The organism is Streptomyces sp. AK08-02, from assembly GCF_033795085.1.
GTDB classification, from domain to species: Bacteria; Actinomycetota; Actinomycetes; order Streptomycetales; family Streptomycetaceae; genus Streptomyces; species Streptomyces echiniscabiei.
Genome location: NZ_JARAZV010000031.1, coordinates 84,662 through 105,038 on the forward strand (window position 1 = coordinate 84,662; position 20,377 = coordinate 105,038).

A 20,377-nucleotide genomic window follows, 5' to 3' on the forward strand; every position below is an offset into this window, starting at 1 on the left:
GGAGTCTGGCGTTGCGCCGTCGGCCGTCCTTCAGGACACCACGAGGAGCCCACGCATCATGGCCCACAGCGCCAATCGCCAGCAGCCCAGTTCCATGCCGATCCACAAGTACGGCCGTTACGAGCAGGTCGACATCCCCGACCGCACCTGGCCCGGAAACCGGATCACCGTCGCCCCCCGCTGGCTCTCCACCGACCTGCGTGACGGCAACCAGTCCCTGATCGACCCCATGTCACCCGCCCGCAAGCGCGCGATGTTCGACCTGCTGGTGAAGATGGGCTACAAGGAGATCGAGGTCGGTTTCCCGGCCTCCGGGCAGACGGACTTCGACTTCGTCCGCTCGATCGTCGAGGAGCCGGGCGCGATCCCGGACGACGTCACCATCTCCGTACTGACCCAGGCCCGCGAGGACCTGATCGAGCGGACCGTGGAGTCCCTGAAGGGCGCCAAGCACGCCACGGTCCATCTGTACAACGCCACCGCGCCGGTCTTCCGCCGGGTGGTCTTCCGCGGCTCCAAGGACCAGATCAAGCAGATCGCCGTCGACGGCACCCGGCTGGTCATGGAGTACGCCGAGAAGCACCTGGGCCCGGAGACGGACTTCGGCTACCAGTACAGCCCGGAGATCTTCACCGACACCGAGCTGGACTTCGCGCTGGAGGTCTGCGAGGCGGTCATGGACGTCTGGCAGCCCGGCCCGGGCCGCGAGATCGTCCTCAACCTGCCCGCCACGGTGGAGCGTTCGACCCCGTCGACGCACGCGGACCGCTTCGAGTGGATGGGCCGCAACCTGACCCGCCGCGAGCACGTCGTCCTCTCCATCCACCCCCACAACGACCGCGGCACGGCCGTCGCCGCCGCCGAACTGGCGCTGATGGCAGGCGCCGACCGCGTCGAGGGCTGTCTGTTCGGCCAGGGCGAGCGCACCGGCAACGTCGACCTGGTCACCCTGGGCATGAACCTGTTCTCGCAGGGCGTCGACCCCCAGATCGACTTCTCCGACATCGACGAGATCCGTCGTACGTGGGAGTACTGCAACCAGATGGAGGTCCACCCGCGCCACCCGTACGTGGGCGACCTGGTCTACACGTCCTTCTCCGGCTCCCACCAGGACGCCATCAAGAAGGGCTTCGACGCCATGGAGGCCGACGCGAAGGCCAAGGGCGTCACCGTCGACGACATCGAGTGGGCGGTTCCCTATCTGCCGATCGACCCGAAGGACGTCGGCCGGTCCTACGAGGCCGTCATCCGGGTCAACTCCCAGTCGGGCAAGGGCGGTATCGCGTACGTCCTGAAGAACGACCACAAACTGGACCTGCCGCGCCGGATGCAGATCGAGTTCTCCAAGCTGATCCAGGCGAAGACCGACGCCGAGGGCGGCGAGGTCACCCCGAAGGACATCTGGGCGGCCTTCCGGGACGAGTACCTGCCGAACCCCGAGAACCCCTGGGGCCGGATCCAGCTGAGGACCGGCCAGTCGACCACCGACAAGGACGGCGTGGACACCCTCACCGTCGAGGCCGAGGTCGACGGCGTCGAGACCACCCTGGTCGGCTCCGGCAACGGCCCGATCTCGGCCTTCTTCCAGGCCCTGCAGGGCCTGGACATCGACGCCCGTCTCCTGGACTACACCGAGCACACGATGAGCGAGGGTGCCTCCGCGCAGGCCGCCTCGTACATCGAGGTCGCCATCGGTGACAAGGTCCTGTGGGGCATCGGCATCGACGCCAACACCACCCGCGCCTCCCTGAAGGCGGTCGTCTCCGCCGTCAACCGCGCGGCCCGCTGACTCACCCGACCGACTGGTTTCACGCCCCGTCCGCCCTCTGTGGCGGACGGGGCGGCCGTCGTTTACCGGCCAAACCAAGGTCCGGTCACAGGCAGGTCTGGTCCTGGGTACTGACTCCGCATCAACAATGTGGCTAACATCACGCCAGCGCGGCAGTGTTGCCGGTGGGGGTAACTCTCGCGCCCTGCAACAGGCAGTGGGGGAGTTACCGGAGGTGCTACGTGCTCTCAGGACAGGGGCGAGACAGCCGAGACGGCCGAGTCGTGCGCGGAGGCCGGACGGCACGCGTCCTGGGCTCCCGTACGGTCTGGGCCGGGGTCGGTGACGGCGAGTTCTTCTGCCCGAGCTGTGGCGGAGACCGCAACTACCAGCGCCTGACGGGCCGTCGCCGCTTCACCTTTCTCGGCGTACCGATTCTGCCGCGCGGCGAGACCGGCCCGGTCGTCGAATGCGCGGCCTGCCAGAGCCACTTCGGCATGGACGTCCTCGACCACCCCACCACCACCCGCTTCTCCGCGATGCTCCGCGACGCGGTCCACACGGTCGCCCTCGCGGTCCTCGCCGCCGGCGGCACCCACGCCCGCCTCACCCTGGAGACGGCGGCGACCGGCGTCCGCGCGGCCGGCTTCGACGACTGTACGGAGGACCAGCTGGAGGCCCTGGTGGAGGCCCTGGCCGCCGACACGGGCCGTCTCTTCGGCCCTCCGTGCGGCCCAGGCCTCGCCATAGAGCTCCACGAGGCCCTGGACCCGCTGGCCCCCCACCTCGCCGCCCCCGGCCGCGAATCGATCCTGCTCCAGGGCGCCCGTATCGCGCTGGCCGACGGCCCGTACACACCGGCGGAACGCGATGTGCTCGCGACGGTCGGCGCGGCGCTGACGATCTGCGGGGACGACGTGACCCGGCTGATGGCGGCGGCGCGAGCGCATTCCTAGCCCGCCCCCCCGCATCCTGTCCGTACTCCCCGGGGAGTAGTCCGGCCCCCGGGCCACCCCCGGGAGTAACCCCGAACTCGCCCTCCCGCGCGACGAATTCGCCCCCGCACGACGGAATTCTGGTGAGCGTCATCCATCCACCAGACATCCGGACGAGGGGAGGGCCTCAGCATGGAGGCCAAGGGGGCCGAAGGGGCCGACAGGTCCAAGGGGGCCGAGAGGCCGGCGGCGGGCGTACGGCGTCGCAGACGAGCCGTGCCCTGGCTCGTGCTCGGGCTGTGGGTCGGGGTGCTCGCGATCGTGGGACCGTTCGCGGCGAAGCTCTCCGAGGTCCAGCACGACCGGATCACCGACTATCTGCCCGCGAACGCCGACTCGACCCAAGTAGCCAAAATCCAGGACGAGTTGCCGGGCGGCGAGACCACCCAGCTGGTCCTCGTCTACCACCGCGACAGCGGACTCACCGCGGCCGACAAGGCGACGGCGGCCGACCAGGTCGACCGGATCGCCGGCGAGCACGTCCTGACCGCCGCCCCGCGGGGCGTGCCGTCCGCCGACGGCGCCACGCTCATGTACCCGGTGACCAGCAACGAGCCCGGCACCGACGAGAAGAAACGGGACGCCCTCGTCCTCGACGTGCGTGAAGTCGCCCACAGCGAGGGCGGGTTGAGTGTCGAGGTCGGCGGCCCGGCAGCGCTGGCCACCGACGCCGGCGAGGTCTACGACTCACTCGGCGGCCCGCTGCTCTACACCACCGTCGCCGTGGTCGCCCTGCTCCTGATCCTCATCTACCGCAGCCCGGTGCTGTGGCTGGTCCCGCTGGTCGTCGCGGGTATCGCCGACTTCCTGTCGATGGGCGTCGCCTACGGCCTCAACCAGGCCTTCGGCACGACGGTCTCGGGCCAGAGCTCGGGCATCATGACGATCCTCGTCTTCGGTGCGGGCACGGACTACGCCCTCCTCCTCGTCTCCCGCTACCGCGAGGAACTACGGCGCGTGGAACGGCCGTACGACGCCATGGTGGCCGCCCTGCGCGGCTGCGGGCCCGCCGTCCTCGCCTCCTCCGGCACGGTCGCCGTCGGTGTGCTGTGCCTGCTCGCCGCCGACCTCAACTCCAGTCGCAGCATGGGCCCGTTGGGCGCGGTGGGCGTGCTGTGCGCGCTGGTCGCCATGCTGACCCTGCTCCCCGCGATCCTGGTACTGCTGGGCCGCCGGGTGTTCTGGCCGCTGGTCCCCGCGTACGGCAGCTCGCCCAAGGTGCGCAGGATGTCGCTGTTCGCCGCGATGGGCAGCTCCGCCGGACGTCGGCCCCTGGTGGTCCTCGCGAGCGGCGCGGTCCTGCTCGGCGCGCTCGCCCTGGGCATGCTGAACCTGCCAGGGCCGGGCAAGCAGGAGGACTCCTTCGTCGACAAGCCGGAGTCCGTCGTCGCGATGCAGACCCTCGCCAAGGCCTATCCCGACCGGGGCAGCCAGCCCATCAGCGTCATCACCCCGGCCGGGCAGGCCGACAGGACCCTGACCACGATCCGGGGCGCCGACGGGATCAGCGACGCGCGGAAGGAACGTACGGGGGGCGGCTGGACCGAGATCACCGTCTTCGCGAAGGACGCGCCCCAGTCGGCGGCCGAGACCACGACCATCGAGAAGTTGAGGAAGGGCCTGAAGGGCTCCTACGTCGGCGGGCCGAGCGCCCAGCAGATCGACCTCGTCGACACCAACGCGCGGGACGTGTGGGTCGTCGTCCCGATCGTGCTCCTCTCCGTGCTGCTGATCCTGGTCGCGCTGCTGCGCTCGCTGGTCGCACCGCTGATGCTGGTGGTCGCGGTGGTCGCGGTGTGGGGGGCCTCGCTGGGCATCGGCGGACTGTTGTTCGGCCCGCTGTTCGGCTTCGAGGGCACGGACCCCGGACTCGGCCTGCTGTCCTTCGTGTTCCTGGTCGCGCTCGGCGTCGACTACGGCATCTTCCTCATGCACCGGATGCGCGAGGAGGCGCTCCGGGGCGCGGAACCTGTGGCGGCGGCTCTCACGGCGCTGCGGACCACGGGCGGTGTCATCGCCTCCGCCGGGCTTGTCCTCGCCGCGACCTTCGCGGTGCTGACGAACATGGGCCTCGTCCAACTCGTCGAACTGGGCTTCGTGATCGCGGTCGGCGTGCTCCTGGACACCTTCCTCGTCCGGACGTACCTGGTGACGAGCGCGAGCGTGGCGCTGGGCCGGCGGGTGTGGTGGCCGGGCGCGCTGTCCCGCAGGCCCGACCCGGACGCCGTACGACCGGAACGGCAGCCGGAAACCGTATGACATCCGTCGTACGAACCAGCGTGCGCCCTGCCCTGACGGCGGGGCGCCCGCAGGCGGAGGATGACCCCGTGCAGCCAACCACCGGAAGAGAGACCCCCGTCGGGTGGGGCGAGCGGATCATGGCGGCGATCACCCGCGACCCGCGCGGCGCCCCGCACGCGTTCCGCAACGACGTGCTGCTGGCGCTCGTCGGCGCGCTGATCGGCGCGCTTCTCGCCCTGCTCACCGGCGAGGGAAGCACCCACCCGGACGTGCTCGACGAGGGCGGCCGTCCCGGCGCGCTCGGCTGGGTGCTGCTGCTCGGCGCGTACGTGCCGATCGTGTGGCGGCGGCGCCGTCCGATGCTGGTGCTCATGGTTGTGGTCGCGCTCCTCGTGCCGTACCACGCGCTCGACTACAACCACAGCGCGCCGACCCCGGCCGCGTACATCGCGCTGTACACGGTCGCCGTCACCGGCCGCCCGCTGCGCACGATCGTGACCGGGGTCGTGGTCCTCGGGATCGCCCTGAGCGTGATGCTCACCGTGAGCATGCACCAGGCCGCCGAACTGCTGCAGACCTCCGGCTGGATCGTCGCGGTGCTCTTCTGCGGCATCGACGTCCGCGTCTACCGCCAGTACGTGTCGGCCATCGTCGAACGCGCCGAACGGGCCGAACGTACGCGCGAGGAGGAGGCCCGCCGCCGCGTCGCCGAGGAACGGCTGCGCGTCGCCCGAGACCTGCACGACCTGCTGGCCCACACCATCACCCTCGTCGGCGTCCAGACCTCCGTGGCCGCACACGTCCTGGCCGCCGACCCGGACCGTCTGGACCGCGCGGCGGTGGCCAGGTCCCTGGACGACATCGCCGACACCTGCCGCACGGCACGCGCCGAACTGCGTACGACGCTGGAGGTGCTGCGGGAGGGCCAGGGCGGCGCCGAGGGACGGGGCCCGCTCCCCGGCATCGTCGGCCTGCCCGACCTCGCGGAGACCGCGCGGGCGGCGGGCGCCGAGGTCGAACTGGAGGTACGGGCGGACGAGGTGCCACCGGCCGTGGGCGCGGCGGCCTACCGGATCGTCCAGGAGGCGCTCACGAACGCCGTACGGCACGGGGGACGGCAGAATCTGACGGTACGGGTGCTGCTGTACGGGGGTGAGGGCGCGTTGCGCGTCGAGGTGACGGACGACGGGGTGGGGAAGGCCGGGGACCCGCCCGAGGACTGCGGCTTCGGGCTGGTGGGGATGCGGGAACGGGCGCGCAGCGTGGGCGGCACACTGGACGCCGGGCCGGGAGAGGACGGGGGCTTCACGGTGAGTGCGGTACTTCCACTGCCGGTGAACCGGGCGAGGGAGAGCGAGCGGGAGGTGACCGGATGACCGCCATACGCGTACTGCTCGCCGACGACCAGACGCTCGTACGGGCGGCTTTCGCGATGCTCGTCGAGTCGGCGCCGGGCATGGAGGTCGTGGGGCAGGCGGGTACGGGCCGGCAGGCCGTCGAGCTGGCCCGCAGCGCCCGTGCCGACCTGGTCGTCATGGACCTGCGGATGCCCGACCTCGACGGCATCGAGGCCACCCGGCTGATCGCCGCCGACGAGGATCTGGCGGGCGTGAAGGTGCTGGTCCTGACGACGTACGACACGGACGAGCACGTGGTGGAGGCGCTGCGCGCGGGCGCCTCGGCCTTCCTGGTCAAGGACACGAGGCCCGCGGAACTCCTGGACGCGATCCGCACGGTGGCGGCAGGCGAGGCCCTGCTGTCGCCCGGCCCGACGGCCCGCCTGATCGCCCGTCTGCTGCGCAGCGCCGAGGCGCCGACGACGACGGGCGGGCCCGAGTGCCTGTCGGAACGGGAGCGCGGGGTGCTGAGGCTGGTCGCGCGGGGCCTCAACAACACGGAGATCGCGGAGACGCTGGGCCTGAGCCCGCTGACCGCGAAGACCCACGTCAGCCGGATCATGGGGAAGCTGGGGGCGCGGGACCGGGCGCAACTGGTGATCGTGGCGTACGAGTCGGGGATGGTGACGCCGGGGGCCGGGTGAGGAGCCGAGGGCGAGTGGCGCAAAGGGGATGGGTGGGCGTGCGGGCACGTATGTTCCGTACGCGCCACGCGTGGTGACGGTCCGTCAGCGGAGCTACTGTCGCTCCTGTCGCTGTAGTACCGGCACCCCGGCACCCGCACACACGGACCCCACTCCGCAAGGGAGAGCCATGACGCCCCTGAGCCGTACCCTGCTCGCCGCGACCACCGGCGCGGCCCTGATCACCGGCACCGGAATCGGCACCGACCTCACCGCGACGGAGGCCCGGGCGGCCACCCGGGCCTCCTGCACCTCGTCCGTCCCGTACGTCGCGGGCCGGGGCGGCTACGACACCTACCGCATCCCCGCCACCGTCACCACCGGCAAGGGCACCCTCCTTGCCTTCGCCGAGGGCAGACACAACGGCGCCGGTGACAGCGGCAACATCGACGTGGTCCTGCGCCGCTCCACGGACGGCGGCTGCACCTGGGGCCCGCTGTCGGTGGTCGCGGCCGGGAACGGTGACACGCGGGGCAATCCGGCGCCGGTGGTGGACGGGACGACGGGCCGCATCGTGCTGGTGACGTCGTACAACTCCGGCGCGGTGACCGAGGCCCAGATCATGCGCGGCGAGGCGACACCGCAACAGAGCCGCAGGGTCTTCGTCCAGAGCAGCTCCGGCACGAACGACGGCCGCAGCTTCACGGCCCCGCGCGACATCACGGCCCAGGTGAAACTGCCGAACTGGCGCTGGTACGCGACGGGTCCGGGGCATGCCGTCCAGCTGTCGGAGGGTCCGCACGCGGGCAGGCTCGTCATCCCGGCCAACCACTCGGCGGCCCCGCCCGCGGGGTCACCGGACACCGGCCAGGAGTCCAGGTACTACGGCGGCCACGCGATCTACAGCGACAACGGCGGCGGCACCTGGCAGCTGGGCTTCGTGGACGACTCGTACGACGGCATCGAGAACGCCAACGAGACGAGCGCGGCCCAACTCCCGGACGGCAGGCTGTACTTCTCGTCCAGGGACCAGAACGGCCTGATGACGGGCAACCGCCTGGACTCGTACTCAAGTGACGGCGCGGAGTCCCTGGACCGCCCGTACTCCGTCCAGCCGACGCTGAACGAGGTCCCGGTCGTACAGGGAAGCGTGCTCCAACTGGCGGGCGACTCGGACCACTTGGGCGCCCTGCTGTTCTCGGGGCCGTCGGAGCCGACGGTACGGCGTTCGATGGCCGTCTGGAGAAGCGAGGACGCTGGGGAAACCTTCGAGAAGGTGCTGACGCTGTCCAACCGGAGGGCGGCCTACTCGGACCTGGTACGGGTGGACGCGGAGACGGTGGGGCTGCTGTACGAGACGGGGACCGCCGGGACCTACGAGTCGATCGAGTTCCGGCGGATGCCGGTGGACGGGGTGGGCTGAGACGGGGGTGAGCCCCCGGCGGCCGGCGGCCGCCGGGAGCTCGTGTGCCGGCGCGTTGTCTGTCAGCCCAACTGCTTCACGGTGCTGTAGCCGCTGGTGCGGAGTGTGCCGGCACTGCCGAGGTCGGTGGCGCCCCCGCGGTACAGCAACAGGGCCCCGGCGCTGTTCGTCGCCCAGATGTCGGGGATGCCGTCACCGGTGTTGTCCGGGCCGCCGTAAAGCAGCGGGAACGCGGTGGGCGTCATACCGGTGGCGTAGACGTCGTCGCCGTCCAGACTGGCCCCGGACGTACCCAGGCTGGTGAGGACGGTGCCGCTGTCGCCGTCAGGGATGCCCTTACGGAGGTAGAGGGTGCCGTTCGCGATCCGGTAGATCATGTCGGCGGCCTTGTCGCCGTTGAAGTCGGCGATCGTGACGAAGTCCCGGGTGCCCCAGTCGGCGGTGGTCATCCGGGTAGCGATGGTGAAGTAGCCGCCGCTGTACCCGGAGAAGACCCACAGCTCGGCCCCGCCCGCACCACCGGCGACGAAGAGTTCGGGCTGGCCGTCGCCGGTGATGTCGCCCGCTGCCTTGATCTCGGTGAAGGTGGCGGGGGAGGGCGCGTTCACCGGAAGCCGTACCTCGATGCGCCGGGAGACGTCGAGGCCGCCGTAGCCGTCGCCGGGGTAGATGAAGAGTCCGCCGTCGGGGGTGCGGATCACCCAGTCGGTCGCGCCGTCGGCGGGGGCGAAGTCGCCGTTGTGTGTGATCAGGGAGTACTGGGGGTTGGTGGAGGCGCCGTCCCAGAGGTGGGGGGCGGTTCTGCCGTCCAGCAGCAGGTCCCGGTTGTCGTGGATGCCCCAGAAGCCGGAGATCCAGGTACCGCTCCGGGACACCGCGGTGATCAGCAGGTTTCCGGCGGCGGAGAGGGAGGCGAAGTCAGGGGCTCCGTCGCCGCTGAGGTCGCCTGCGGCGTCCGCCTTGGTGCGTGGGGTGACGTAGAAGCTGTACTTGCGCTCGGGGGATATGTTGCCCGCCGCGTCCACGGCCTTGACGTAGAGGAGGTTGGGACCGGCGGAAGGGGGCTTGATGCCCGTGACGGTGAGCGAGGTGACGGGGGTGCTTGTGGCGCTGCAGGACTTCGTCAGCCCGTCCGTGGTGCCGTTCGTGCCGTTGGCGCAGATCCAACTGGCGGTGTTCGTCGAGTTGATGGAGTAGACGAACTTGACGATGTCCTTCTCCTTGGGATCACCCACCTTGAAGGTGAAAGCGCCGGCGGTTCCGAACGGGTCTTTGGACCAGACCTCGCTGTCACCGTTGATGTCTACGTCCTCGGGGAAGTCCGCCGAGCTGACCTCGGGTGAGGAGGGAAGAGTCGTGTCGTAGGTGAACCGGCACCACTTGGTGCCTCCGCCGGGCCCCCAGCTGCTGCTGGACTGTTCGTCCCAGGCACGTACCCGCCACTGGTAGGTGACGCCGTTGACCAGGCTGGAGAGGCTGGTCGAGCCGGTCTCACCGTTGCTGATCGTGCTGAAGGCGCTCCTCTTGGTGTTGTTGTAGTTGTCGGCGTCGTCCGTTCCGTCCCTGCCGATCTCGAACTCCAGCTTGGTGAGGACACCGTCGGGGTCCGTCGCCTTGGCGCTGATGTACGGCGTGGTCTTGCCGAGACGGATGTAGGGCTTGGTGCTGGTGTCGCAGGAGCCGGGCTGCATGGTGACCGAGGTCGGGGTGTTGGGCCTGCGGTTGTAGTCGATGTACAGCTCGGGGGAGCCGTCACCCTCCGCCTGGAACTTCTTCCAGGAGTAGGCGTCAGTCTCCAGGCCGGTCGCGTTGGAGGTCGGGGCGGCGGAGGAGTTGGAAGCCACCAGGCCCAGGTTGAGCGTGCTCCAGCCGTTGTTGGCGGCCTCTTGGGTCAACGAGGTAAGAGTGAAGTTGACGTTGGTGTCGGGGCAGGCGCTGTTCGACTTCCAGCCGTAGGCGAAGGACTTGGACGTGATCTTCCGGCTCCATGTGGGCTGCTTGTTCCAGGTGGTGCCGGAGGAGAACGGGCCGGTGTGCCACACCTGCATCGTGCGCTTGGCGCACGACCAGGAGTGGGTTTCCAGGATCTCCAGCCTGGCGTTGGTGACGCTTGCGCCGGTGATGTTCTTCTGGAACTTCAGCTTGAAGAGGGACCGGGCGGTGCCCCAGGTGTCCCGCTCGAAGCCGACCCGGGCCTCTTTGGTGTCCTCGTTGTAGTTGGCGCCGTCGTAGAAGCTGGAGTTGGGGTACTTCTTGTAGACAGTCGTCCAGTTCGCACGTATTCCGACGGTGGAAGGGTCCAGGAACACCGGGTAGACCGGGGTCTCGTCACCGGTGAGGTAACCGCTGGGCGGGGCGATGGTCAGGACACCGTTGTTGTTCAGGGCGGCTGCGGCGGTGATGGCGTGTGCGCCCTCGCCGGGGCCGTGCACGGAGGGCAGCGCCAGCGTCGGGTTGGCGTCGGCGGCTGCGGGGACGGCGTACGCGGCAGGGTCGGCGTCACCGGCGGCGGGGGCGTTGTTCCAGGGGGCCATGGGGTCGTCGGTCCCCCCGTCCTCTGATGAAGCGCCGCTGTCCGAACTGCCTTCGTCCCCGGTCCACTCCTCGACGACCTCGGGATTCTCGTTGGTGCCGGTCGCGGCATCCGGGTCGGCGGCCGGGGTGTCGGTGCCGTGCGCACCTGCGGAATCCCACATGAAGGGCGTCGGGGAGACGGTTATCTCGTCGCCCGCGCTGTCTGTGCCGCGCATGACGTCGGTGGCCGGGTCGAGGGAGAAGGTGAGCGTGGGTGAGGTGAAGCGGTAGCGGGGCGGGTCCGCGGCCAGGGCGGCGGCCGCCTCGGGGGTGTGGATGACCAGGACGTGGGTGTAGCCGGTGTCCCGTGCGGTCAGCATCAGGTCGACGTCCGGCAACACGCCTTCGTACAGCGCCTTGTTGTCCTCGATCACCGGTTCGGGCAGCGGGCCGGGCCACTCGACCTGGACCTCGTGCCCCTCGGCGGTCATGGTCAGGAGCGGGGTCCAGGAGGTCTCGGCCTCATCGGCGGCCTGTACGGCAGTGTGGGTGGAGGTGCGATTGGTCGTGCGGTACGACGCCGTACGGATACCGGTGCTGTCGGAGCTTCCGCCGCTCGCCCGGGACTTGGCACCCGGGACACGGTCGGGGTCGCCGGTTGCGAAAGTGACGGGGTAAAGGCTGTTTACGGTGGCCCAGCCGTCCTTCTGCTTCCGCAGCGAGGTGTCGATCGGGGCCCACTTCCCCTTGGTGTTTTTCGCCCGCTGGGCTTGCGCGGAAACCTTGTAGGTGAAGGTGCCGTCGGGGTTGGCGAAGGTCTGTGAGAACTCGTCGGCGAGTGAGGCGACTTCGGTCTTCCTGCCGGTCTTGCGGGCCTTCTGCTGGGCCGCGTCCTCGTAGCTGAGTTTGCTGGCGCGCTTGGTGTCGGCGTCTGCCTCGGACTGCGCTTCGGTGCCACTGTCGTCGCGTAGGGCCAGGACGGTGGCACCACCGGCGAGCAGGGTCAGCGCGAGAGTCACGGCAAGGGCGACATGTCCGCGCCGTCTGCCGGACGTAGCTTGCGGGGACGTCGCTTCGGGGGCCGCCTCGCTCGGTTCGGCGGCACTGTCGAGGTCGCTCAAGGGGCCCTTCTCCAACACGGGATGGGCCGCGTCACGGCACTGTCGCTGCGGCGCGGCTTTCGGGGTTGCCCTCGGGCCTGGTGACAGACCGTGTGAACGCGCGACGCGCTGTGCTCGGGCGGTTGGAGTATGGGCAGGCAGCCCCTACGAGATCAACACCCTTGTGGAGAGGGATAACTGGTGAGGTGGGGGCACTGAAGGCTTTGCACGTTTTTTTGCCGATCTTTGTTCAGATTTATACAGTGACTTAACTAACACATACTTATTTTTCCTTGACGACGATCTTCACAAAGTTTCAAATTTCATCCTCATCGTTGATCGCCATGTGCCAACGGTCTGAGCGTCTCTGATGGTTGTGGTTCGGGCTGGGGGAAGGTCGGTTGACCGTGGGTGGGGGCATGTCGTGGTGCGGTAGAGGTTCGCTGGCGAACAACTCGTCTCGTGAACGCCTGATACGCCGAAGAGCTCGACTCGCCGTCGTCGCCGCGGTGTTTCTCGCCCTCAACATCACCGCACTGCCAAGCGCGTTGGCGCTGGGCCCCGACAACAACACCCGTACGACCGAGGTCGAACTCGACGACCTCCAGCAGACTGACGCGGTCCCCCTCGACGAGACCAGGACCGACGAACTCGAGAAACTGGATGGCGTCCCCTCGACCAAGCCGGCCAGTGCCTATGACCCGCCGGCGGTGGCGGCGGTCCCGGCGGCCGTCGACCTGGCCGCGCCGGTCGCCGACGTGACCGCGGGCGGCGCCCCCAAGCAGGTCGCCGCCTCCGCCGACGGCACGCTGACCGTCGGCGTCACCGCGCCCGCGGGCGCGACGCAGGCCCAGGCCGACTCTCTTGAGGGCGCGTGGAACGTCACCGTCGAGCCCGAGGCCGATGCCGTGGCCACGGGTGCGCAGGGCCTCCTGCTGGAGGTCGATGCCCCCGACACCGCCACCGGTGACGCGGTCGTCCAGATCGACGCGACCCGTTTCGCCGACACGTACAGCGCGCAGTGGCTGGACCGGCTGTCCTTCGCCCTGATGCCCGCCTGTTATGCCACCACCCCCGACGACGAGGGGTGCTCGACGGGTATCCCCGTGTCCACCGAGGTCGAGCGCACCGCCAACGAGGTGATCGTGCCGGTGGGTGACACTGGCGACTCCTCCGGTTCGGAGCCGGACCCGGGCGACGACACTGCCCCCGACGAAGCTGCCGAGGGCGCCAAGACCGCCCAGCCGGCGCAGGTGACCTTCCTCAACCTGACGATGGACACGGCCGACCTGAAGTTGGTGGCGAGTGCCACGGCCACCGGGGCGAGCACTGCCGCGAGCACCGGCGAGGGATCGTCGGTGAGTTCGGCCGTGTGGCGTGGGGACAAGCAGGCCGGGAGCGTGCGGCAGGCCGCCGACTCCTCCGGCGGCGCGTTGCTGATGGGTGTCTCCCACGGCGCGGGCTCCGGCGGCGACTTCGGCGCGACTCCGTTGTCATCGGCCGGTTCCTGGTCGCAGGGTGGTTCATCAGGCGCGTTCACGTACGCGTACACGATGGCGGGCCCGGAGGTTCCCTCCGGCCCGTCGCCGAACGTGACGCTGAGCTACAACTCGCAGTCCTCGGACGGCCGTACGTCGGCGACGAACAATCAGGTCTCGTGGATCGGGGAGGGCTGGGACTACAACCCCGGCGCGATCACCCGCACGTTCGTGGGCTGCGCGGCCGACACGGCCAACGCCAACAACGCGAAGCACTTCACCGGCGACCAGTGCTGGGGCTCGAACAACGCGGTGTTGACGCTCAACGGCACCACCACCGAGCTGGTGCGCAGCGACGCCGACGGGATCTGGAAGACCTCCCGTGGCGACAACACCCGCGTGGAGCTGCTGACTTCGGCCGATTACACCCGTATCACCGGCATCTCCAGCTCCAACAACGGTGACAACAACGGGGAGTTCTGGCGGGTCACCACCAGCGACGGCACCCAGTACTATTTCGGCCTCAACCGCCTGCCGGGCTGGTCCTCCGGCAAGGAGGAGACCAAGTCGGTCCTGAAGGTGCCGGTCGCCGGCAACCACAGCGACGACCCGTGCCACGCCACCAAGTTCGAGGACTCCTTCTGCGACCAGGGCTGGCGCTTCCAGCTCGACTACGTCGTCGACCTCAACGGCAACGCCATGTCGCTGTGGTGGGGCAAGGAGACCAACGCCTACGCCAAGAACAACAAGGTAGGGAGCGCGGTTGCCTACGACCGGGCCGGCTACCTGACCCGCATCGACTACGGCCAGCGCTCGAACACGCTCTTCTCCGCCGAGCCGCTGGGCCGGATGAAGTTCACGGCCGGGGAACGCTGCTTCGAAGAGCCCGGTGACAAGACGCCGGACTGCACCGAGGGCAACTTCGACTCCAAGCAGTCCTACCTCACCCGGGCCTGGTACGACACTCCGGCCGACCTCGCCTGCGAGGCGGGCGCCAAGTGCTCGACGTACGCTCCCACGTTCTGGTCGCGCAAGCGCCTGGCAACAGTCACCGCGTGCACTCAGCGCGAGCAGGGTGTCAAGCTCACCGAGTACAACCCGACAACTGATTCGGGTTCCCGGAACGCATGCGGCATCGACGGCGACGAGGTCTTCGGCACAACCCTCCTCTCGAAGGTGGACTCCTGGAGCCTTGCCCAGTCCTTCCCCTGGGGCTTGACCGGCAACTACACCGCGCTCTGGCTGGAGTCCATCACCCGTACCGGGTACGCCGTGGAGGGCGACACCACGCAGCTCAGCCCGGTCCGCTTCGGCCACAATGACAAGCCGTTGCCGAACCGGGTCAAGAAGGGGGCGAGTGACACCGATCCGCTGTTCGGCCGGCTACGCATCCAGACGGTGGTCTCCGAGTACGGCGGCAGCACGCGAGTCACGTACAAGGCACCCGAGGGTGCATGTCTCACCGGCACGAACTTCCCTCCGGTCGACCAGAACACGCTGCGCTGCTACCCGGTCTACTGGCACGCCGACGGTGAGCTGACCGACAAGCGGATCTCCTAGTTCCACAAGTACGTGGTGGGATCGATCACCGAGGACGCGCAGTTGGTGGACGCGTCGGATGTGACGACGACGTACCAGTACGAGACCGAGACCAACGCGGCCGACCGGACGGTCGGCGCCCTGTGGGCCAAGAACCAGGCGGAGTTCTCCCGTCCCAAGACCCGCACCTGGGACGACTGGCGGGGCTACCCGGTCATCACCACGCTCACCGGTCCCACCGTGACCTCTGTGGGCAACCCCGCCTCCAAGTCGGTCACCCGCTACTTCCGGGGCATGAGCGACGACGTCCTCGTGGACCCCGAGACGCCCGACATACCCGACGACGACACCAAACGTTCCTTCAAGGTCAAGGACGTCACGGGCGCGGACATCGCCGACGACCGCAAGGCGTACGCGGGCATGGTCGCGGAGTCCCTGGCCTACCCCGACTCCGGTGCCGGCGCCACCGACTGGATCTCCCGTACGGTCAACTACCCCGACACTCCGGTACGGTTGGCCACCCGCAACCGCACCGACGGCCCGGACGTGGTCTCCGAACGCGTCACTCTCGGCAAGGTCAGGACTATCACCAAGTCGTCGGGCTCCCGCCCCGGCGACTCGGCGACCCTGCGCACGGTGGAGACGCAGACCGACTACGACTCGTACGGCCTGCCGACCGAAGTCCGTGAATACGGCGACAAGGCCGCCGCGAAGACCACCGACGACTCCTGCACCCGCACGTCGTACGTGCACAACACCGATGCCTACCTGATCGGGCTGGTCAATCAGACGATCACGACGACCGGTACCACCACCTGCTCCACCGAACTGTCTGCCGCGACCGAGAAGACGCTGATATCCGGCTCGCGTGTGTTCTACGACGACGCCACCTCGCTGACCGCCACACCCACCAAGGGACAGGCGACCAGGACGGTGACGCCGCTCGGTGACGGCACGGGCTGGAACTCGGCCGCTCCCGAGTCGCGCACGGAGTACGACGAGTTCGGCAGGGTGACCAAGGTCGCCGACGCCACGAACCTGGCGAACACGACGACCTATATGCCGGGCTCAGGCCAGGTCTACGAGATCAAGACAGTGCAGGGCACCAAGGTCGAGGGCAGTGTGGAACTCGGCCTCACCACGATCACTACCGTGGAGCCCGGCCGTGGCGCGACGCTGACCTCGAAGGACGCCAACAACCGGGCCACGTCGTACACGTACGACCCGCTCGGCCGCACCACGGCCGCCTGGGACGCGACCCAGCTCGCCACGGACGATCCCACCGTGCGCTACACGTACAACACGATCGCGGACAAGCCGGTTTCCGTGGTCACCGAGTCGCTGGAGAGGAACCCCAGCAAGGCGGCCGGCGACGCCACCTACACGGACTCCACCACGATCTACGACGCCCTGGGCCGTGAACGGCAGTCCCAGACCCCGGCGGTGGGCGGCGGCAAGCTGGTCACCGACACCTTCCACAACGCCTCGGGGCAGGTCAACAAGACCCGCAACGCCTACTACATGGCCGGTGACCCCGGCACCGACCTAATCGTCCCGGCCTCGGACTCGCTCGTCCCCAACGAGACCAGATACACGTACGACGGCCTGGGTCGTGTGCTGACCGTCACGCCCTTCCACAACTCGTACGCGCAGGACGGCGTGACCCACAGCAACGGCGGGACGGCGGTGCCGAGCAAGGACCGCCGCACCCGCTACGAGTACGGCCTCGACTACACGATCGTCCGCCAGCCCGTCGGCACTCCGGACTCCCGGGTATGGACGGACGCGCTGGGCCGCACGGTCCAGCAGGACACGTACAGCGACACGGCACTCACCGATGCCGACGCGATCTCCACCACGTACGACTACGACCTGCGCGGCGACATGACCACGTCCACGGACGAGGTCGGCCACACCCGCACCTGGAAGTACGACGCGCTCGGCCGGGTCACCGACACCACCGACCCCGACACGGGCGCCACGCACACCGTCTACGACGGGTACGGCCGGGTGGACACGGCGACCGACGGCCTCGGGCAGAAGCTCTCCTACTCCTACGAGCGCTTCCACCGCGTGAACGAGATCAAGTTCACCGGGGCGGGCGCGGCTTCGGGCACGACGGTCCAGTCGTACGTGTACGACTCGTCGCCAGGCGGCAAGGGGCAGTTGGCCTCGGCGACCCGCTATAACGACGGCGGCAAGTCGTACACGACTTCGATCGGTGGCTACACCGCCGACTACCAGCCGATGTCGATGACGCTGAAGATGCCCGACGGCACGACGTCGGGGACAACGGTGGACGGCTTCAAGAACAGCTTCACGTACGACTACACGTACAACGAAGACGGCCAGCTGGAGAAGTACACCACCCCCGAGGTCGGCGGCCTGACCGCCGAGTCCGTGATCACCCGCTACAACGAGGCCGGCCTCCCGGTCACCGTCTCCGGCAACGACTGGTACGTCACCGAGACCGACTACTCGCCCTACGGCCAGGTGTTGCGCTCCACGGTGGGTGAGATCGGCCACCGCCTGTGGCAGGACAACTCCTTCGACGAGTCGACCGGTGAACTGCTGACCAGCAAGCTGCTGCGGGAGAACAAGACGGACACGTCCGTCGTTCCCGAGCATGAGGTGAGCCAGCGTGCCTACGCGTACGACCCGTCTGGCAACATTCTGTCCGTCGCGGACAAGATCGGTACGAAGCCCACCGACAGGCAGTGCTTCACGTACGACACGCTGGGACAGCTGAGGCAGGCGTGGACGACGCCGAGCGGCGGGGGCTGCACGGCCGCCGGCAAGTCGACGGCCGAGCCGGTGTACGCGGACGGCAAGGTCAACGTCTCGTCGAACAACGACGGTTACTGGCAGACGTATTCCTACGACGTGCTGGGCAACCGCGAGACGAAGTCGGTTCTCAAGGCCGACCCGACCTTCACCACGGCGGGTGCGCGGGACACGAAGAACGACGTCGTCACGGACTACGCCTACGGCAAGAGCGACACGGCCCTCAACGACCAGCCGCACACGCTGACTTCGTACACGACGAAGTCCACGACTCCGGCCGGTGCCGAGGTCAAGACCCTCTCCACGCAGAAGTACAACGAGGCTGGCAGCCTGGACAGCCGCACGACGGGTGGTGACACGGCGCAGGGCCTGACCTGGACGTGGGACGGCCAGGTCGAGTCGGTGACGGGCTTCGGCCCGGAGGGTTCCGGCGCGTGGGTGGGCGCATCGGAGATGTGCCTGGACCTCACCAGTTCCAGCACCGCTGCGGGCACGGCCCTCCAGCTGTACGTGTGCAACGGCACCAAGGCGCAGAACTTCCGCCTCAAGGCCATCGACGCCGACAACAACGGCACGGTGGAGAACGCGGCCGTCGGGCAGTTCGTGGTGGGCGGGAGCTGCGCGCAGCCGAACGGTACGGCGGCGGGCGCGGCGGTGCAGGTCCAGGCATGCGACAAGGGGGTGACGGCGCAGCGCTGGCAGACCCTGGACACGGGCCTGGTCAAGCACGTGGACAGCCAACTGTGCATGTCTGCACCGTCGTTGACGAACGGCACCGACCTGGTCCTGGCGGCCTGTTCGGCATCTGCTCCGGGCCAGGTGTTCAAGCCGGCGTCGAAGACGACGTATGTGTACGACGGAATGGGCAACCGCCTGCTGGAGCGTTCGAATGCGGGTGCGGTGCTGCACCTGCCGGACACGACCGTCGCGGCAACAGCCACGGGCAAGTTGCGCTCTGCGGAGCGTTCCTACGGTCACGACGGTGCCCCCACGGTGACGCGCTACCGCGAGGCGTCCTCCACGTCCGGTGCGGACGAGCAGGTCTTCGCCAACGCGGTCGACCACAACGGCACTCCGCTGGCCGAGGTGCGGTTGGACGGCGACCAGTCGGTGCGTGTGACGAAGAAGGACCCGTGGGGCCAGGACCGTACGTCGAGTGTGGCGTCGCGCTCGCGCACGGCGTACGCGACAGGTGATGACGACGCGGGTTCGGGTCTGGTGCATCTGGGGGCGCGTGAGTACGACCCTGCCACCGGCCGGTTCGTGTCGGCGGACCCGGTCCTGGACCAGAGCGACCCGCTCCAGGCGAACGGTTACTCGTACGCGAACAACAACCCGGTCACGCACTCCGACCCGTCGGGTCTGACGTCATCGGCGTCGAGTTTCGACGCGTCGATGGCGGCGCTGGACGCGCAGATCGCGGCGTACCAGAAGACGTTGTCCCGCTCGATCGGTGATGTGATCCTGTCGGTCGGCTGGGCGGTGTTCAAGGAGTTCGTCGGCTGGGACGACATCGTGGGCTGCTTCTCCCAGGGCGACCTGTGGGCGTGCGGCAGCCTGCTGATGGACGCGATTCCGTGGTCGAGCGTCTTCTCCAAGGGCAAGAAGATGTGGAAGGCCTTCAAGTCCACCATGGGCGCGGTGAAGGCCTGGCGTGCGGCGAAGGTGGTTGCGGAAGCGGGCCTGAAGGCGGCCAAGGCGGCGAAGGCGGCGCTGGTCAGGGCGAAGAAGGCGGCGGAGGCGGCTGCGGCCGAGGCGAAACGCAAGGCGAGGGAAGCGGCCAAGGCTGCGGCGGAGGCCGCGAAGAAGAAGGCCCACACGGGGTCGAAGGGCGCCCGGGGTAACGCTCCGCAGGTCCAGGCCCGCAAGTCTTCCCAGTCGAAGGGCTCGGACGGTGGCGGGAAGGCGGAGTCCAAGTCGGGGGGCTCACGCGGGGGGTCGGGGCGGGACGACGCGGACTCGGGCGGCGGGTCTGGCGGTGACTCTGGCGGAGGGGAAGGTGGCAGCTGCCCGATCGCCCCGCCCAACAGCTTCACGCCGGAGACCCGGGTCCTGATGGCCGACGGCTCGACCAAGGCGATCAGGGACGTCAAGGTCGGCGACGAGGTCATGGCCACCGACCCGGAAACGGGCGAGACCAAGGTCGAGACGGTCACCGCCGAGATCAAGGGCGAGGGCCTCAAACACCTGGTCAACGTCACCATCGATACCGACGGGACGAAGGGCTCGAATACGGCAGAAGTCACCGCGACCGACGGTCACCCCTTCTGGGTCCCCGAACTCGGCGAGTGGATCGACGCCACCGACCTCCAGACGGGTCAGTGGCTCCGGACAGGAGCTGGCACCCTCGTTCAGATCACCGCCATCCAGCGCTGGACGGCACAGGACGCCACCGTCCACAACCTGACTGTCAGCAACCTGCACACGTACTATGTGCTGGCAGAGGACACACCGGTTCTTGTCCATAACTGCAACAGAGCTGGTTTGGACTTCACTGATGCTGAGAGGCAGAAGG

At 68.8% G+C, this 20,377-nt stretch carries 9 protein-coding genes; 8 read left to right on the forward strand and 1 reads right to left on the reverse strand.

Going from position 1 to position 20,377, the window contains the following annotated elements; all coding sequences use genetic code 11:
• Window positions 1-58: 58 nt before the first annotated feature.
• From leuA to PV734_RS43395, 6 genes are all read left to right on the forward strand, one after another.
• Entirely contained in the window at window positions 59-1,789 is a 1,731-nt protein-coding gene (gene leuA / locus PV734_RS43370) for a 2-isopropylmalate synthase (protein WP_319294809.1), read from the forward strand.
• A gap of 221 nt (window positions 1,790-2,010) precedes the next feature.
• Complete coding sequence (locus PV734_RS43375) at window positions 2,011-2,724, forward strand: TerB family tellurite resistance protein (RefSeq protein WP_415924371.1); 714 nt, start codon at window positions 2,011-2,013, stop codon at window positions 2,722-2,724.
• 255 nt (window positions 2,725-2,979) lie between these two features.
• Window positions 2,980-5,022, forward strand: a complete 2,043-nt coding sequence (locus PV734_RS43380; RefSeq protein WP_319294815.1) for an MMPL family transporter — start codon at window positions 2,980-2,982, stop codon at window positions 5,020-5,022.
• Window positions 5,023-5,090: 68 nt separating this feature from the next.
• Window positions 5,091-6,380, forward strand: a complete 1,290-nt coding sequence (locus PV734_RS43385) for a sensor histidine kinase (RefSeq protein WP_415924372.1) — start codon at window positions 5,091-5,093, stop codon at window positions 6,378-6,380.
• A complete protein-coding gene (locus tag PV734_RS43390; RefSeq protein ID WP_319093405.1) occupies window positions 6,377-7,045 on the forward strand; it encodes a response regulator transcription factor in 669 nt (222 codons plus the stop codon). The genes PV734_RS43385 and PV734_RS43390 overlap by 4 nt, the downstream gene beginning before the upstream one ends.
• Before the next feature lie 169 nt (window positions 7,046-7,214).
• On the forward strand, window positions 7,215-8,447 hold the full coding sequence (locus tag PV734_RS43395; RefSeq protein ID WP_319093404.1) for a sialidase family protein: 1,233 nt from the start codon (window positions 7,215-7,217) through the stop codon (window positions 8,445-8,447).
• A gap of 62 nt (window positions 8,448-8,509) precedes the next feature.
• Here the strand turns inward: PV734_RS43395 and PV734_RS43400 are convergent, their stop codons facing one another.
• The gene (locus tag PV734_RS43400) at window positions 8,510-12,082 is read right to left on the reverse strand and encodes an FG-GAP-like repeat-containing protein (RefSeq protein WP_319294810.1); all 3,573 of its coding nucleotides are present in this window, start codon (window positions 12,080-12,082) and stop codon (window positions 8,510-8,512) included.
• Window positions 12,083-12,570: 488 nt separating this feature from the next.
• Between PV734_RS43400 and PV734_RS43405 the strand changes: the two genes are divergently transcribed.
• Together PV734_RS43405 and PV734_RS43410 are read left to right on the forward strand one after the other, a co-directional pair.
• Complete coding sequence (locus tag PV734_RS43405) at window positions 12,571-15,099, forward strand: hypothetical protein (protein ID WP_319294811.1); 2,529 nt, start codon at window positions 12,571-12,573, stop codon at window positions 15,097-15,099.
• A 15-nt stretch (window positions 15,100-15,114) separates the two neighbouring features.
• Window positions 15,115-20,377: polymorphic toxin-type HINT domain-containing protein (locus tag PV734_RS43410; protein WP_319294812.1), on the forward strand; the 5,263-nt coding region annotated here is incomplete at its 3' end.

What these genes read in the sequence shown, in the direction of transcription:
- leuA (WP_319294809.1), top strand. Translation starts at nt 59, where the DNA reads ATGGCCCACAGCGCCAATCGCCAGCAGCCCAGTTCCATGCCGATCCAC.
- PV734_RS43390 (WP_319093405.1), top strand. Translation starts at nt 6,377, where the DNA reads ATGACCGCCATACGCGTACTGCTCGCCGACGACCAGACGCTCGTACGG.
- PV734_RS43395 (WP_319093404.1), top strand. Translation starts at nt 7,215, where the DNA reads ATGACGCCCCTGAGCCGTACCCTGCTCGCCGCGACCACCGGCGCGGCC.